The 16,279-nt window shown below is 71.6% G+C and carries 15 protein-coding genes; 9 read left to right on the forward strand and 6 right to left on the reverse strand.

Going from position 1 to position 16,279, the window contains the following annotated elements; genetic code table 11:
- Positions 1–50 precede the first annotated feature (50 nt).
- From hemC to KHC19_RS19960, 5 genes are all read left to right on the forward strand, one after another.
- The gene (gene hemC / locus KHC19_RS19940; protein WP_213354800.1) at positions 51–1,010 is read left to right on the forward strand and encodes a hydroxymethylbilane synthase; all 960 of its coding nucleotides are present in this window, start codon (positions 51–53) and stop codon (positions 1,008–1,010) included.
- Positions 1,011–1,058: 48 nt separating this feature from the next.
- Positions 1,059–1,760, forward strand: a complete 702-nt coding sequence (locus KHC19_RS19945; RefSeq protein ID WP_213354802.1) for a uroporphyrinogen-III synthase — start codon at positions 1,059–1,061, stop codon at positions 1,758–1,760.
- A 110-nt stretch (positions 1,761–1,870) separates the two neighbouring features.
- Entirely contained in the window at positions 1,871–3,295 is a 1,425-nt protein-coding gene (locus KHC19_RS19950; protein ID WP_213354804.1) for a hypothetical protein, read from the forward strand.
- Positions 3,292–4,872, forward strand: a complete 1,581-nt coding sequence (locus tag KHC19_RS19955) for a heme biosynthesis protein HemY (RefSeq protein ID WP_213354807.1) — start codon at positions 3,292–3,294, stop codon at positions 4,870–4,872. The genes KHC19_RS19950 and KHC19_RS19955 overlap by 4 nt, the downstream gene beginning before the upstream one ends.
- 525 nt (positions 4,873–5,397) lie before the next feature.
- The gene (locus KHC19_RS19960) at positions 5,398–6,105 is read left to right on the forward strand and encodes an HXXEE domain-containing protein (RefSeq protein WP_213354810.1); all 708 of its coding nucleotides are present in this window, start codon (positions 5,398–5,400) and stop codon (positions 6,103–6,105) included.
- A gap of 66 nt (positions 6,106–6,171) precedes the next feature.
- On the opposite strand, the gene cobT is transcribed toward KHC19_RS19960, so the two are convergent.
- The 3 genes from cobT to KHC19_RS19975 all read right to left on the reverse strand — a co-directional run bounded on the left by cobT (position 6,172) and on the right by KHC19_RS19975 (position 9,998).
- Positions 6,172–8,115 (reverse strand): cobaltochelatase subunit CobT, encoded by a 1,944-nt coding sequence (gene cobT / locus KHC19_RS19965; protein WP_213354813.1) that lies wholly within the window; start codon positions 8,113–8,115, stop codon positions 6,172–6,174.
- 223 nt (positions 8,116–8,338) lie between these two features.
- Positions 8,339–9,325: a cobaltochelatase subunit CobS gene (cobS, locus tag KHC19_RS19970; RefSeq protein ID WP_213354816.1), complete on the reverse strand. Its 987-nt coding sequence runs from the start codon at positions 9,323–9,325 to the stop codon at positions 8,339–8,341.
- 52 nt (positions 9,326–9,377) lie between these two features.
- A complete protein-coding gene (locus KHC19_RS19975) occupies positions 9,378–9,998 on the reverse strand; it encodes a J domain-containing protein (protein ID WP_213354819.1) in 621 nt (206 codons plus the stop codon).
- A 110-nt stretch (positions 9,999–10,108) separates the two neighbouring features.
- Between KHC19_RS19975 and KHC19_RS19980 the strand changes: the two genes are divergently transcribed.
- Positions 10,109–10,405 (forward strand): BolA family protein, encoded by a 297-nt coding sequence (locus KHC19_RS19980; protein ID WP_213354846.1) that lies wholly within the window; start codon positions 10,109–10,111, stop codon positions 10,403–10,405.
- 99 nt (positions 10,406–10,504) lie between these two features.
- Here the strand turns inward: KHC19_RS19980 and KHC19_RS19985 are convergent, their stop codons facing one another.
- The 3 genes from KHC19_RS19985 to KHC19_RS19995 form a co-directional block, all read right to left on the reverse strand.
- Positions 10,505–11,818, reverse strand: coding sequence for an HlyC/CorC family transporter (locus KHC19_RS19985; protein ID WP_465252707.1), 1,314 nt, complete (start codon positions 11,816–11,818; stop codon positions 10,505–10,507).
- A gap of 111 nt (positions 11,819–11,929) precedes the next feature.
- Positions 11,930–13,066 carry a 3-dehydroquinate synthase gene (aroB, locus tag KHC19_RS19990; RefSeq protein WP_343207766.1) on the reverse strand — a complete coding sequence of 379 codons (1,137 nt, stop codon included), beginning with the start codon at positions 13,064–13,066 and terminating at the stop codon, positions 11,930–11,932.
- Positions 13,063–13,656 carry a shikimate kinase gene (locus tag KHC19_RS19995; RefSeq protein ID WP_213354861.1) on the reverse strand — a complete coding sequence of 198 codons (594 nt, stop codon included), beginning with the start codon at positions 13,654–13,656 and terminating at the stop codon, positions 13,063–13,065. Before KHC19_RS19995 ends, aroB begins: the two co-directional genes overlap by 4 nt.
- Positions 13,657–13,829: 173 nt before the next feature.
- Here KHC19_RS19995 and KHC19_RS20000 point away from each other — a divergent pair, with 173 nt between their 5' ends.
- From KHC19_RS20000 to KHC19_RS20010, 3 genes are all read left to right on the forward strand, one after another.
- The gene (locus tag KHC19_RS20000; protein WP_213354864.1) at positions 13,830–13,973 is read left to right on the forward strand and encodes a hypothetical protein; all 144 of its coding nucleotides are present in this window, start codon (positions 13,830–13,832) and stop codon (positions 13,971–13,973) included.
- A gap of 29 nt (positions 13,974–14,002) precedes the next feature.
- Positions 14,003–14,977 (forward strand): tyrosine recombinase, encoded by a 975-nt coding sequence (locus KHC19_RS20005; RefSeq protein ID WP_213354866.1) that lies wholly within the window; start codon positions 14,003–14,005, stop codon positions 14,975–14,977.
- A 196-nt stretch (positions 14,978–15,173) separates the two neighbouring features.
- Positions 15,174–16,127: an acetyl-CoA carboxylase carboxyltransferase subunit alpha gene (locus tag KHC19_RS20010; RefSeq protein ID WP_213354868.1), complete on the forward strand. Its 954-nt coding sequence runs from the start codon at positions 15,174–15,176 to the stop codon at positions 16,125–16,127.
- Positions 16,128–16,279 lie beyond the last annotated feature (152 nt).

Consider the following 16,279-nt stretch of genomic DNA (forward strand, 5'->3'; position numbering starts at 1 on the left):
TGTCGCCGGTGTTCTGAACCCTTGAAGAACCGCTAGCATCGCAGGACCTCATGACGCAATCGCTTCCACAGGAACCGCCGAGGCTCAAGCTGGGGACGCGCGGCAGCCCGCTGGCGCTGTGGCAGGCGCATGCGGTGCGCGATGCCCTGCTGAAGGCGCATGGCTGGGAGGCCGGCGCGGTGGCGGTGGAGGTCATCCGCACCACCGGCGACGCCATCACCGACCGCGCGCTGGCGCAGGCCGGCGGCAAGGGGCTGTTCACCAAGGAGCTGGAGGAAGCGCTGATCGACGGGCGCATCGACCTCGCGGTGCATTCGGCCAAGGACATGGCGACAAGGCTGCCGGAGGGGCTGATTCTCGGCGGCTACCTCCCCCGCGCCGATGTGCGCGACGCGCTGGTGCTGCCGGCCGGGCAGGCGCCGCATGAGGGGCATCCGCTGGCCAGCCTGAAGCGGGGCGCGCGGGTGGGCACCGCCTCACTTCGCCGTGAGGCGCAGCTCAGGCGGCTGCGGCCGGACCTCGACGTGGCGCTGCTGCGCGGCAATCTGCAGACGCGGCTGGGCAAGGTGGACGACGGCACGTTCGACGCCACGCTGCTGGCGCTGGCCGGGCTGACCCGGCTCGGCCTGCAGGCGCGGGCGAGCGCCGTGCTCGGCACCGCCGATTTCCTGCCGGCGGTGGGGCAGGGGGCGGTCGCCATCGAGACGCGGGCGGGCGACGACGAGGTGGCGGCGCTGCTCGCGCCGGTGGCCTGCGGGCGCACCGGCCTCGCCGTCAGCGTCGAGCGGGCCTATCTCGCCGAGCTCGACGGCTCCTGCCGCACCCCGATCGGCGGCCTCGCCGAGGTGGACGACGAGACGGTGCGCTTTCGCGGCATGGTGCTCAAGCCGGACGGCAGCGCCTCTTACGAGATCGTCCGCCAGGGACCGCTGGGCGAGGCGGAGGCGCTGGGGCGCCACTGGGGCCGCGAGATGAAGCGCATGGTGCCGGCCGGCCTGTTCGGAGGCTGAGCCCATTTCGGGAGCCGAATTCGGGAGCCAAGTTCGGGAGTCACGCCGATGCGCGTGCTGGTGACGCGCCCGCAGCCCGATGCCGCCGCCACCGCGGCGCGGCTCGCGGCGGCGGGGCATGAGGGCCTCGTCGATCCGATGCTGGCCGTCGAGGCGATCGGCGCGGCGCGGCTGCCGGACGGGCGGTTCGACGCGCTGGCCCTGACCAGCGTCAACGGCGCGCGGGCGCTGGGCGCGCGGGCGGAGTGGGCGGAGCTGCGGCGGCTGCCGCTCTACACGGTGGGCTGGCGCACCGCCCAGGCGGCGCCCGAGGGCGCCACGTCGCGCGTGGCCGGCGGCGACGGCGCGGCGCTGGCCGAGCTGCTGCGCGCCGGGCTGCCGCGCGGGGCGCGGCTGCTGCATGTGTGCGGCGAGGACCGGGCGGTGGATCTCGGCGCGGCGCTGGCGGACGAGGGCATCGCGGTCGAGCTGTTCACGCTCTATCGCGCCGTGCCGGCCGCCGCGCTGTCGCCGGCGACGATCGCCGCGGCGCGGGACGGGCGGATCGACGTCGCCTTCCATTTTTCCCCACGCACGGCGGCGACGCTGGCGGCGCGGGCGACGGAGGCGGGGCTCTCGGCCGCCTTCGGCCAGGTCACGCATCTGTGCTTCTCGGCCAAGGTGGCGGCGCCGCTGGAGGCGGCCGGCTGGCCGGTACGCATTGCCGCAGCGCCAAACGAAAACGCGCTTTTCGCGTTATTGTCGGCGTAAACCATGATCGCGCGCCGCAGACTGCCCGGGTCGCGGCGCGAGGTTGCGGCGGGCCGGCCGGCGGTCTATCCCCAAGGGACCGGCGGCGAAGATCGGAAGAGGGGTGCAAGGTGGCCAGGCGACCAGCGGCGAAGCAGAACCCGACAGGCAAGGAGCCGGCGAAGCCGGATCCGCTGACCCCGGCGGCCGAGCCGGCGCCGAACGCCGACGCCGTGTCCGGGACAGCCGCCAATATCCCCGCCGGCGACCCGGCCGCCGGGACGTCCGCCGCGCACGAGCCCGCTGCGCACGAGCCCGCTGCGTTCGATGCCGAGCCGGTGGAGGCCGCGGCGGCGATTCCGTCTTCCGCGCCGCGCCGGCGGCCGGTGACGCTCGACCTGCCGGCCAAGGACCTGACGCCGCCCCCCCCGCCGCCGCCCCGGACCGAAAGCCCGGCCGCCGCGGGCGGTGGTGGCGCCGAGACGGCAGGGAACGGCCGCAAGCGCCAGTCGCTCGGGCTTGTCGGCGCCTCCATGCTGGCGCTGGCCGCCGGTGTGCTGGGCGGTGCCGTCGCCTTCGCGCTGGTCTCCACATTCTACAGCGCCGAGCAGAACATCGATTCCATCACCGAGCTGGAGGCGCGCGCGCTCGATCTGCGCCAGCGCGTCGAGCGGCTGGAGGCGCGGGCAGACCAGCCGGCGACCGCCGCCGCGCCGGCCGTGGGCGTGCCGGCCGAGCTGACGGCGCGCATCGAGGCGCTGGAAGGCGGGCTGACCGCTGCCGATGCCAAGATCACCGCGGCCGACGGCCGGATCACCGCTCTGGCGGAGGCGCCGGCGGCCGCCGCGGCTCCGGCGGCGTCGCCGGAAGCGCTGGCGCAGGCCGAGGCGCGGCTCTCGGCGCTGGAGGGGCGGATCGGCGAGACCGCCGCCCAGGGCCAGAACGAGGCGGCGCGGGTGGCGGCGCTGGAGAATCGCGTCAACGACGTGACGGCGCAGCGGCAGGCCGGGGCCGAGGCGGCCCGCGCTGCCGCCGGGCTGGCGACGCTCGGGGCGCTGCAGGCGGCGATGGCCGCCGGCGTGCCCTATGAGGCGGAGTTGCGGGCGAGCCGCACGCTGCTCGGCGACAAGGCCGCCGGGCTGTCGGCGCTGGACGCGTCCGCCAATGCCGGCCTGCCGACCGGGCCGGTGCTGGCCGGCCGGCTGAAGGCGGCGATGGCCGAGGCTCCGACCCCGGCAAGCGGTGGCGCTGCACCGGCGCCCGCCGATGCCGGCCTCGTCGACAAATTGTGGAACAGCGCCTCGTCGCTGGTGAGCGTGCGCCGCAGCAGCGGCGCCGGCGAGACCTCCAGCGAGCCGGCGATAAAGGCGGCGGACGACGCGCTGATGCGCGGCGACGTCGCGGAGGCGCTGACCATCCTCAACGGCCTGCCGGAGGTGGACAGGCAGAAGCTCGCCGGGGTGATCGGCGCCATGGAGGCGCGGCAGGCGGCGCTTGCCGCCGTCGCCGGAGTGAACCGCCAGTTGATCGTCGAACTCGCGGGGAGGACGCCGTGATCCGTCTCGTCATCTATCTCCTCGTCCTCGGCGTCGTCGCCTTCGGCATCGCCTGGCTGGCGGACCGGCCGGGCGCGGTCGCCATCGACTGGCAGGGCTGGCACATCGAGACCAGCGTGCTGGTGGCGGCGAGCGGGCTGCTGGTGCTGCTCGCGGCGGCGATCCTGATCTGGACGCTGATCCGGGTGATCCTGCGCTCGCCGGAAATGCTGGCCTTCTCCTGGCGCAACCGCCGGCGCAACCGCGGCTTCGCGGCGGTGACGCGCGGGCTCATCGCGGTGGGATCCGGCGATGCCACCGGCGCGCGGCGCGCGGCCAACGACGCCGAGCGTTTCCTCGGGCGCGAGCCGCTCGCCCAGCTGCTCGCCGCGCAGGCGGCGCAGCTCTCCGGCGATTCGGCCGGTGCCGAGGCCACCTTCCGCGCCATGACCGAGGCGCCGGCGACGCGCCTGCTCGGCCTGCGCGGGCTGCACATGGAAGCCCGGCGCCGCGGCGACGCCGGCGCGGCGCTGATCACCGCCGAGGAAGCGGCGCGGCACGAGCCGGGCCTCGCCTGGGCGGCGGATGCGGTGATCGAGGCGCGCTGCGTGAAGGGCGATTTCGCCGGGGCGCTCGCCATGCTGGAGCGCGAGGCCTCGCATGGCGGGCTCGACCGGGCGTCGCACCGCCGGCGGCGGGCGGTGCTGCTGGCGGCGCAGGCGCAGGCGCTGGAACTGTCCGATCCCAATGTGGCGCGCGAGAAGGCGGTGGAGGCCACGCGGCTCGCCCCGACGCTGGTGCCGGCCGCCGAGGTGGCGGGGCGGCTGCTCGGGCTGGCGGGCGACACCCGCAAGGCGGCGAAGATCCTGGAGACCGCCTATGCGGCGACGCCGCATCCCGGCCTTGCCGATGCCTATCTGCATCTGCGGCCGGGCGATGCGGCGCGCGAGCGGCTGAAGCGGGTGCGCACACTGACCTCGCGCATGCCCGAACATCCCGAAAGCGCGATGACGCTCGCCCGCGCCGCCATCGACGCGCAGGAATTCCCGGTGGCGCGCACCGCGCTCGCCCCGCTCACCGCGGCGCCGACGCAGCGCGCCTGCCTGTTGATGGCGGAACTGGAGGCGGCGGAAGCGGGAGATGTCGGCAAGGCGCGCGAATGGACGGCCCGCGCGGTGCGGGCGCAGCGCGATCCGGCCTGGGTGGCCGATGGCGTGGTCTCCGAGCACTGGGCGCCGATCTCGCCGGTGACCGGAAAGCTCGACGCCTTCGAATGGAAGGTGCCGCCGGGCGTGGCGGCGACGCCGCTTCTCGAGAACGAGGCCGAGCGCGCCAAGGCGGCGATCGCCGCCGTGCTGGAAAGCCGGGCGCAGGAGAGCGTGGCGGCGCCGGTGGCGCCGGTGATCGACGTCGCACCCAAGGCGGAGGCCGCCGCGAAAGCCGAACCGGCTGCGGCCGCGCCGGCGGCGGCCAAGCCGCATCTGGTGGGCGCCGCGCCGGTGGGGGTGATCGCCGAGCCGCATCTGCCCGACGATCCCGGGCCGGAGCCCTATCCCGACGAGGAGCCGGGGCAGAAGCGGCCGACTTTCGGGGTGTGAGCGTCCGGACCGCGCGTCCGGCTTGCACGCGAAAAAGGATCCGGCCAGAGGGCCGGCCGCTCGTCAGGCGGCCGGCGGGCATGAGGTGGGCCGGAGTACATCCGTCCTGACCCGCCTGCTTTCCGGGTAGGCGCCGACGAAGCGCCCGGGCACGAGGTGCCGCTGCCGGAAGTCCCGTTCTGGCCGGGAGCCCGACAGGGTGAGGCCGCGCCACGATCGAAGCCGCCGCGCGCGTGGCGCGGCGCCCCTCTCCGACGAGAACCCGCCTGAGGCAGGGACCGCCGCGACCTTCACCCTGTCGGGAAACCACCCCTGCCAGAGAGCCGGCCGCTCGTCAGGCGACCGGCGGGAACGAAGCGGGCCGGAGTACATCCGTCCTGACCCACTTCCATCCGGAGGGGCACTGACGAGGTGCCTGCACTGCCGGAAGCCCGTTCTGGCTGGGATGAAGCCTATATGGGGACGGTTCTGCCTTCCGCAAGGGGCGGCCTCCCCGGCGGGCGCGGCCGGTGCTAGCCTTCGGCCATGCCGTCCTTCGCCCATGGCTGGCCCTATATCGGGCTCGGCCTCGCCGCAGCGCTGCTATTCGCCCTGGCCTTCGCCGACCTGCGCGGCGACAGGAGCCGGCCGCGCCTGCGCGATCCGGTCTGGCTCGCCTGGGCGGCCATGGCGGCCTATCTCATCCACCAGTTCGAGGAGCACGGCATCGACGCCGAAGGCGCGCATTACGCCTTTCGCGGCATGTTGTGCGGCACCTTTGGCCATGCCGACGCGGCGAGCTGCCCGATCCCGCCCGCCTTCATCACCGCGGTGAACATCCCGGTGGTGTGGGTGGCGGGACCGGCCTATGCGCTGCTCGGCCGGCATCGGCCGGCGCTGGCGCTCGCCTTCTTCAGCGTGCCGGCGGTGAACGCCGTCGCGCATATCGGGCCGGCGCTCGCGGAGCGGAGCTACAATCCGGGGCTGCTCACCGCCGCGCTGCTGTTCCTGCCGCTGTCGCTCTGGGCCTTCCGGGTGGCGCTCGCCACGCCGGGGCTCGGCGCGCGGGCGGTGATCGCCACCCTCGCCGGCGGCGTGCTCCTGCATGCGGTGCTGCTGCTGTCGCTCAAGGCCTATCTCGCCGGCCTGATCGGCGAGACGGCGCTGATCGCCGTGCAGGTCGCCAATCCGGCGATCCCGGGGCTGCTGATGGCCGCGGTGATGCGCGGGAGGACCTTGCGCGGGAGGACCTGACGCGAGGTGGCCTGACGCCGGCACGATCCCGGAGACGGCCTCGCGGCCGCTCCGGGGACGAGCCCGTCAGTGTACCGGCTGGCCGGCACGGCGCGGCGGACGGCCGGCGGGCGCCGGGGCGCTGCCGCGCGCGGCCTTGCGGCTGACCCGCTCGTCGAACAGCTCGGCGAGCTTGTCGGTCATGGCGCCGCCCAGTTCCTCGGCATCGACGATGGTCACGGCGCGCTTGTAGTAGCGCGTCACGTCATGGCCGATGCCGATGGCGATCAGCTCCACCGGCGACTTGTCCTCGATCTGCTGGATGATCCAGCGCAGATGCCGCTCGAGATAGTTGCCGGGGTTCACCGACAAGGTGGAATCGTCCACCGGCGCGCCGTCGGAGATCATCATCAGGATGCGGCGGGATTCGTTGCGCGCCAGCAGGCGGTTATGCGCCCAGTCGAGCGCCTCGCCGTCGATGTTCTCCTTGAGCAGCCCCTCGCGCATCATCAGGCCGAGATTGCGTCGCGCCCGGCGCCACGGCGCATCGGCGGATTTATAGATGATGTGCCGCAAATCGTTCAAACGCCCGGGCGCCGCCGGCTTGCCGGCGCTGAGCCAGGCCTCGCGCGCCTGCCCGCCCTTCCACGCCTTGGTGGTGAAGCCGAGGATCTCCACCTTCACGCCGCAGCGCTCGAGGGTTCTCGCGAGGATATCCGCGCAGGCGGCGGCCACCGTGATCGGACGGCCGCGCATGGAGCCGGAATTGTCCAGGAGCAGCGTGACGACGGTGTCGCGGAAATCGGTGTCGCGCTCGCGCTTGAAGGAAAGCGGCTGCATCGGGTCGATCACCACGCGGTGCAGGCGCGCGGGATCCAGCATGCCCTCCTCGAGGTCGAACTCCCAGCCGCGGTTCTGCTGCGCCATCAGCTTGCGCTGCAAGCGGTTGGCCAGCCGGGCGACCACGCCCTGGAGATGGGTGAGCTGCTTGTCGAGATAGGCGCGCAGCCGCGCCAGCTCCTCGGGATCGCAGAGCTCGTCGGCGCTCACCGTCTCGTCGAAGCGCGGCGTGAAGGAATGGTATTCCGGCGGCCGCGGCTCGGCGGGCACCGCGTTCTGCGGCTTCCACGGCTCGGAGGATTCATCAGCCTCGCCCAGCTCGGCATCGTCGGAGAGCTCGGATTGCGGCTGCTCCTGCTGGTCCTCGCTGTCTTCCGGCGTCTGGTCGGAGGACAAGTCGGTGTCGACCTCGGTGGTGCCCTCGTTGTTCTCGTCCTGCTCGGCATCCGAGCCCTTGCCGCTGTCGTCCTCGCGCTGGTCGTCGGCATCGGTGGAGGGATCGTTGTTCTCATCGAAGGGGGCGACGTCCTCGCCCATGCCGAGCGAGGAGAGCAGGTCGCGCATCGCCTCGGCGAAACGCTCCTGGTCCCCCGCCTGGACGACCATCTCGTCCAGCGCCAGCCCGGCGCGCTCCTCGATGAAGCCGCGCCAGAGATTGACCATCTCGCGAGCGGCGGCCGGCGGGGCCATGCCGGTCATCCGCTCGCGCAGCATCAGCGCCACCGCGTCTTCCAGCGGGGCGTCGGCGCGGTCGGCGAGCTGGGCGAAATTGGCCTTCTGGTAGCGGTCCTCCAGCATGGCGGAGAGATTGAGCGCCACCCCGTCCATGCGCAGCGCGCCGAGCGATTCGCAGCGCGCCTGCTCGGCGGCATCGAAGGCGGCGCGAGCCTGCTGGCCGACCGGCGTGTGCCGCTTGTGCACCTTCGGGTTGTGGCAGGCGAGGCGCAGGGCCATGGAATCGGCATGGCCGCGCATGATCGCGGTGTCCTGCTTGGTCATGCGCCGCGCCGGCTCCTGCAGCCGGATGCGGCCGTCGGCGAAGCCCGGCTTCTCGGTGCCGAAGGTGACTTCGAGGTCCCTGTCGCCGGCGATCGCCCGCAGGCAGCCCGTCACCGCGCGCTTGAGCGGCTCGGTCGGCGCCTCCTTGGGCGGGGTGCGGGTCGTGCGGTTGGACGGGTTCGAAGAGCTCATGGCGGATGCCCTAGATGACTTGCTTCTTTTCCTCTCCCCGTTGGGGAGAGGTGGCCCGCGAAGCGGGTCGGTGAGGGGAGACGCGATTGGGAGGCGAAGAAGACCCCTCACCCCACCCCTCTCCGTCAAAATCGAATGTATTCGATTTTGACCTTTCCAAGTGCCGAACTCGGCAACAGCCGAGTTCGGTGTGGGGAGAGGGAGGCGTGTCGCGTCCGGTCCCTCAGGAGAGGACGACGTTCACCGCCGATTCCGGCAGTTCCTTGCCGAAGCAGCGCTGGTAGAACTCCGCCACCAGCGCGCGCTCCAGCTCGTCGCACTTGTTGAGGAAGGTCACGCGGAAGGCGAAGCCGAGATCCTTGAAGATCTCCGCGTTCTCCGCCCAGGTGATCACGGTGCGCGGGCTCATCACCGTCGACAGGTCGCCATTGACGAAGGCCTGCCGGGTGAGGTCGGCGAGGCGCACCATGCGGGCGACGGTGTCGCGACCCTCCGGCGTCTGGAAATGCTTGGCCTTGGAGGCGACGATCTCGACCTCCTTGTCATGCGCCAGATAGTTCAGCGTGGTGACGATGGACCAGCGGTCCATCTGCGCCTGGTTGATCTGCTGCGTGCCGTGATAGAGGCCGGTGGTGTCGCCGAGGCCGATGGTGTTGGCGGTCGAGAACAGCCGGAAGGCGCCGTGCGGGCGGATGACGCGGTTCTGGTCGAGCAGCGTCAGGCGGCCGGCGGACTCCAGCACGCGCTGGATGACGAACATCACGTCCGGGCGGCCGGCGTCGTACTCGTCGAACACCAGCGCGACGTTGTTCTGGTAGGCCCAGGGCAGGATGCCGTCACGGAACTCGGTGACCTGCATGCCGTCCTTCACCACGATGGCGTCCTTGCCGATCAGGTCGATACGGCTGATGTGGCTGTCGAGGTTGACGCGGATGCACGGCCAGTTGAGGCGGGCGGCCACCTGCTCGATATGGCTCGACTTGCCGGTGCCGTGATAGCCGGTGACCATCACGCGGCGGTTATGCGCGAAGCCGGCGAGGATGGCGAGGGTGGTCGGGCGGTCGAACAGATAGTCCGGGTCGATGTCCGGCACGTACTCGTCGGGCTCGGCATAGGCGGGCACCTCGAGATCGACGTCGAGGCCGAATACCTGACGCACCGAGACCTTCATGTCGGGCAGCGCCGGAGCTGCGTTAAGCGAGGCGGTCATCATTCCTCCGTTGCCGCGTCGAACCGCGGGCTGGGCTGGCCAAGGCACGGTTCTAGCAGAAGCCGGTACTCTTGAGGTGGTTATAGGCCTGGATCACGTCGCGCAGGCGGTCCTCGGTGGAGGTGTCGCCGCCATTGGCGTCCGGGTGGTATTTTTTCACCAGTTCCTTGAAGCGCGCCTTGATCTCCTCCGTCGTGGCGCCGAATTCGAGGCCGAGGCTCTCGAAGGCGCGCCGCTCGGCATTGCGGATCATGCGGCTCTCGCGGGCCGGCTCGGGGTCGGGCCGGTGGGCGCCGCCCATCTCGCCGAACATGCCGAACGGATCGGCGAAATGCTCCGGCTGATGGTCCTGCGCGCCGCCGCGCCGTCCCTTGGTGCCGCCGTTCTGGCCCATCTTCCAGGTGGGACGATGCCCGGTCAGCGCGTCCTTCTGATAGGCGGCGACGGCGTCGTCCTTCATGCCGGCGAAGTAGTTGTAGGACTGGTTGTATTCACGGACGTGATCGAAGCAGTAGCGCCAGAACTGGCCTTCCTGCTGCCGTCCCTTCGGCGCGCGATGCGTCGCGGCATTGCAACACCCCGCCCATTCGCAGACGGGGCCTTCCGCCTTCAGGCGGCGATCACGGTCCGGCTTGACGCGGATGCGATCGAATATCGGGGAGTCGAGCTTCATGATCGGCCGATTATGCTGATGCGGAGGCAGGTATACAAGAAACCAAACGGAGGTCACCGTCCCGTGTGGCGATATTGACGCGGGACTGTGTGGCGGATAGCGCAATCGTCATGAGCACCGATCCCTTCCCCGGCGACCCCGTCGCCGCCCGGCTCGCCCGCGTGCGCGCGGCGCTGGCCGAGTTGTCGCCCAGCGTCCTCGACCTCATCGACGAGAGCCATCGCCATGAAGGCCATGGCGGGCATCGGCCGGGACAGCTCACCCATCTTCGCATCCATATCGTTTCGGCCGCCTTCGCCGGGCAGGGCCGGCTCGCCCGCCACCGTATGGTCAACGGGCTGCTGGCCGCCGAACTGACCGGCGGGCTGCACGCGCTGGCGATCGAGGCCAAGGCTCCCGGAGAATAGCGCCGGGCGGCGTCGCCCCGGCAGCGAGGCGGCGGGCCGACACGTCGCTATATGGTGGCGCGGCGCGGTTTTTCCATGGCGCGGCACATCGGCGGCGCGTCACATCTGGACGCGGCGGACACGGGCGGACGGCGCCGGCGGCGGCAGCGGGGCGTCGAGCCGCACCACTCGGATCAGCGTCACGCGGTTGCGCTGCTTGCGCATGATCTGGAAGCGGAAGCCGTGGAAGATGAAGGCCTGTCCCGGCTCCGGGATGATGCGGGCCTCATGGATGACGAGGCCGGCCAGCGTGGTGGCCTCCTCGTCGGGCAGGCTCCAGCCCATGGCGCGGTTGAGGTCGCGGATCGGCACCGAGCCCTCGACATTGACCGAGCCGTCCGGGTGGCGGCGGGCGCCGGTGAAGGCGACGTCGTGCTCGTCGGCGATGTCGCCGACGATCTCCTCCAATATGTCCTCCAGCGTGACGAGGCCCATCACCTCGCCATACTCGTCGACGACGAGCGCGAAATGCTGCTTGCGGCGGCGGAAGGCCTTGAGCTGGTCGGCCAGCGTGGTGACGTCCGGCACGAACCACGGCTCGGCGGCGATCTTCTCGATGTCCAGCTTCGATACGTCGTTGTCGAGCGCCTGAAGCTCGCGCAGCAGGTTCTTCACATGCAGCACGCCGACGATGTTGTCCGGCTTGCCGCGCCAGAGCGGGATGCGGGTGAAGGGCGAGGCGAGCACCTCGCGCACCAGCGTCTCCGGCGGCTCGTCGAGATCGAGGCTCATGATCTTGGTGCGGTGGATCATGATGTCGGAGACCTCGAGCTCGTTGAGGTCCAGGAGGCCGCCGAGCATGTCGCGCTCGTCCTTCACCACGCTGCCCTCGCGGTGCAGGAGGTCGACGGCGCCGCGCAGTTCCTCGGCGCCCGAGAGCACGCTGCGGGTCTTGCCGACCTCCAGCCCGATCAGCCGCAGCAGGCGGCGCACCACGGTCTCGATGGCGAGGGTGAGCGGGCCGAACAGGCCGACCACGGCGCGGATCGGCCGCGCCACCCGCAGCGCCACCCGCTCGGGATGGTTGATGGCGATGGTCTTGGGCAGCACCTCGGTGAAGACGACGATGACCGCCGTCATGCCGAAGGTCGCATAGGCGATGCCGGCGGTGCCGAACCAGTGGAACAGAAGGCCGGTGGCCAGCGAGGAGGCGGCGATGTTGACGAGGTTGTTGCCGAGCAGGATGCCGCCGATCAGCCGCTCGCGGAAGGCCATCAGCCGGTTGACCAGCCCGGCGCGGGCGTCGCCGTTCTTCTCCAGCGCGTGCATGCGCGCCTTGGAGGCGGCGGTGAGCGCCGTCTCGCTGCCGGAGAAGAAGAAGGACAGCATCAGGCAGACGAGAACGGCGCCGAGCGCAAGCCAGTCGCTGGTGATCAAGGGGCCCTCCAAGCTGCGGGCGTCGAGCATAGAGCCGATGGGCGGCCGACGCGATGCCGGCGCGGCCGGCGGTCCCCGCCGGGCCGGGACATTCCGGGGGACGGTGCCTCAGGCGGCGCGCTCGGCCTCGAGGAAGGCGCGGATCGCCGCCGGGTCGACATCGCGGGCGATGAAGCTCTGGCCGATGCCGCGGACGAGGATGAAGGTGAGCGCGCCGCGCGAGACCTTCTTGTCCTGCGCGATGAGGTTCATGAGCCCGTCGGTGTCCGGGAGCTCGCCGGGAATGTCGCGGATGCGGGTCGGCAGGCCGACGGCGTGCAGATGCGCCGCGACGCGCTCGGCATCGGCCGGGGCGCACAGGCCCTGCTGCGCGGAGAAGCGGAAGGCCTGCGCCATGCCCACCGCCACCGCCTCGCCATGCAGCAGACGCTGCGAGAAGCCGGCACCGGCCTCCAGCGCATGGCCGAAGGTGTGGCCGAGATTGAGCAAGGCGCGGTCGCCGGTCTCGAACTCGTCGCGGGCGACCACCGCCGCCTTGGAGGCGCAGCTGGTGGCGATGGCCTCGGTGCGCTCGGCGCCGCCGGCGAACACCTGCTGCCATTTGCGTTCCAGCCAGGCGAAGAAGGGCGCGTTGTCGATGAGGCCGTACTTCGCCACCTCGGCATAGCCGGCGCGGAACTCGCGCAGGGGCAGGGTGTTCAGCACGCCGGTGTCGGCCAGCACCAGGATCGGCTGGTGGAAGGCGCCGACCAGGTTCTTGCCGTGGCGCGAATTGATGCCGGTCTTGCCGCCGACGGACGAATCCACCTGCGCCAGCAGGCTGGTCGGCACCTGCACGAAATCGACGCCGCGGCGCAGCGCCGCCGCCGCGAAGCCGGCGAGATCGCCGACCACGCCGCCGCCGAGCGCCAGAACGAGGTCGCGCCGCTCGATGCGGGCGGCGATGAGGCCGTCGACCACCTGCTCGAAAGTGGCGTAGTTCTTCGACTTCTCGCCGGGAGCCACCACGACGGTGGAGGGGCTGAGCCCCGCCGCCTTGAGGCTCTGCTCGACCTCCGGGAGGTGGCGTTCGGCGACATTGGCATCGGTGACGATGCCGACCCGCGCGCCGGGGCGCAGCGCGGCGATGCGCGCGCCCGATTCGGCGAGCAGGCCGCCGCCGATGACGATGTCGTAGCTGCGGGCGCCGAGGCCGACGGTCAGCCGGGTGGTGTCGGGGCGGTCGAGGATGGCGGCAGCGGTCACGTCTGTTCTCCCGTCGGGCTGTCCGCGCCGAGATGCTGCATCAGCGCGTCGATCACCGTCTCGACCATCACTTCCTGCGGCACGTCGTGCGAGACCACGGTGACGTGCGCGCCGGCATAGACCGGATAGCGCTGCTCCATCAGCGCCGCCAGCGTGCCTTCGGGATCGGCGGTCCTGAGCAGGGGACGGTCGTCGCGCCGGCGCACGCGGCGCATCAGCACGTCGAACTCCGCCTTCAGCCACACGGAGATGCCGAGGCGGTCGATGGCGCCGCGGGTGTCCTCGTTCATGAAGGCGCCGCCGCCGGTGGCGAGCACCATCGGCCCGGCCTCCAGCAGGCGGGCGATGACGCGCTTCTCGCCGTCGCGGAAGGCCGGCTCGCCGTGATGGGCGAAGATTTCCGGTATGGTCATGCCGGCGGCCTGCTCGATCTCGATATCGGCATCGGAGAAGGGCAAGCCGAGACGCTTGGCGAGGCGCTTGCCGACCGAGGACTTGCCGGCGCCCATCATGCCGACGAGCACGATGGAACGCGCGCCGAGATGCGCGCGCAACGCGTCCGCCTTGGTGTCGCCGGGCGTGGTGGTCATCGGGTCCCTCTCGCCGCGCGACCTAGCATCCGGCACAGGGCGATGCAATCGCGGCGCCGGGGCGGGAACGCCGCCCGCCGGAGGGCGGGCTTCCGTCCGGCGCCGGAAACGCTCTAGCATGGCCGGCGATCCGCCGTTCCGATTCGCCCGCCTGACCGGAGGCGCACGAGCCTATGCCGAGCCTGATCCGTCTTCTCGTGGTTCTCGCCGTGATCGGCGGAGCGGCCTATGGGATCATGTGGTCGCTGGCCAATCTCGTGGAGCCGCAGAAGCGGGAGATGAGCGTGCAGGTGCCGCAGGAGCGCTTCGCAAAATAGGCGGCCGCGTTTCGCCAGAGAGGTTGCCGATGGGCCGTCCGGTCGCGCTTTTCCTCGACATGCTGGCCGCTGAGCGCGGGGCGAGCGCCAACACGCTGGCCGCCTATCGGCGCGACCTCGATGACTATGCCGAATTCCTCGGCGGCGAGGCGAAGGCGGCGGCCAGCGGCACGCCGGACATCCGCGCCTATCTCGCCGAGCTGACCGGGCGCGGGCTCAAGGGCGCCACCGTGGCGCGGCGGCTCTCGGCGCTCCGGCAATTCCACCGCTTCCTCTATGTCGAGGGCTATCGCGGCGACGATCCCGCCGCCGTGCTGGAGGGCCCCAAGCGCGGCCGGCCGCTGCCCAAGGTGCTCAGCCTCGCCGAGGTGACGCGGCTGATCGAGACCGCGCATGAGCGGGCGCAGGCACCGGCGGCCTCGCCGGCGGAAGCCGCGCGGCGGGCGCGGGTCGCCTGCTTCGTCGAGCTGCTCTACGCGACGGGCCTGCGCGTCTCCGAGCTGGCGGCTCTGCCGGCGGCGGCGGCGCGCGCCAAGGGCGACGCCATCATCGTGCGCGGCAAGGGCAACAAGGAAAGGCTGGTGCCGCTCGGCGAGCCGGCCCGCGCCGCCATGGCGGCCTATCGCGTCGCGCTGGCCGCCGCGCGGGCGGCGCGTGCGGGCAAGGACGGGGACGCGACGTCGCGACCGGACGGAAAGGAGGAGGCGCGCTGGCTGTTTCCCTCTGCCGCCGCCAGCGGCCACGTCACCCGCCAGCAGGTGGCGCTCGATCTGAAGGATCTGGCGGCCGCCGCCGGCATCGACGCCGCCAAGCTGTCGCCGCATGTGCTGCGGCACGCCTTCGCCAGCCATCTTCTCGCCCATGGCGCGGAGCTGCGCATGGTGCAGACGCTGCTCGGCCATTCCGACATCTCGACGACGCAGATCTATACCCATGTGCTGGACGACCGGCTGAAGAGCCTGGTGCGCGACCTGCATCCGCTCGCCGACGGGGAGGCGGAATAGGACACCGCTTTCCGGGCCGTCGGGCGTGCCGGCGGGGCGGAATGACGCATGAGGCGGGCCCGTGCCGCCGCTTTGATGCCCGCATGCGCGGCCTTGCCTTGACGTCGCCACCCTCTCGGGGCAGCTTCCGCGCGCAATTGCGGACCGTCCGACCGGGCGGTCCTCCTTATCTCACAGCCGGACCAGCCGATCAGCGATGCGCAGCTACCTCGATTTTGAAAAGCCCGTGGCCGAACTCGAGGCCAAGCTGGAGGAATTGCGCGCCATGTCCGCGCAGGGCGACGCGGTCGCCATCGGCGACGACATCGCGCGGCTGGAGGCCAAGGCCAACGAGGCGCTGTTCCAGCTCTACGCCAATCTCTCTCCCTGGCAGAAGACCTCGGTGGCGCGCCACCCGCTGCGCCCGCATTTCCTCGACTATGCCGGGCACCTGTTCGAGGAGTTCACCCCGCTGGCCGGCGACCGGCTGTTCGGCGAGGACGAGGCGATCATCGGCGGGCCGGCGCGCTTCCGCGGCCGGGCGGTGATGCTGCTCGGCCACGAGAAGGGGTCCACCACCGAGACCCGCATCAAGCACAATTTCGGCATGGCGCGCCCGGAAGGCTACCGCAAGGCGGTGCGGCTGATGGAGATGGCCGACCGTTTCCAGCTGCCGATGATCTCGCTGGTCGATACCGCCGGCGCCTTTCCCGGCCTCGACGCCGAGGAGCGCGGCCAGGCCGAGGCGATCGCCCGCTCCACCGATGCCTGCCTGGCGCTCGGGGTGCCCAATGTGGCGGTGATCATCGGCGAGGGCGGCTCCGGCGGCGCCATCGCCATCGCCACCACCAACAAGGTGCTGATGCTGGAACACGCCATCTACAGCGTGATCTCGCCGGAGGGTGCCGCCTCGATCCTCTGGCGCGATACCGCCAAGGCGCAGGAGGCGGCGACCAACATGAAGATCACCGCCCAGGACCTGCGGAAGTTCCACATCGTCGACACCATCATTCCCGAGCCGGCGGGCGGGGCGCATCGCGCGCCGGCCAAGGCGATGGATGCGGCGGGCGACGCCATCGAATCGGCGCTGCGCGAGCTGGACGGCCTGGAGCCGGCGGCGCTGCGCAAGGCGCGGCGCGAGAAGTTCCTCGCCATCGGCCGCAGTCTCTAGTGCCGGCGAGGTCCCGCGGCCCGACGAGCGGGCCGAGGGGGCCCGACTCTTGCGGTAACGGTCTGGCAAGGATAACCCTCTAGGCTGTCGCGTCTTGGTGACCGGGAACGACGGACCGGGATTGACGGGGAGTTTCGCGTTGAGCCCATCGG

Origin of the sequence: Ancylobacter oerskovii, from assembly GCF_018390555.1 — a bacterium.
Classification (GTDB): Bacteria; Pseudomonadota; Alphaproteobacteria; order Rhizobiales; family Xanthobacteraceae; genus Ancylobacter; species Ancylobacter oerskovii.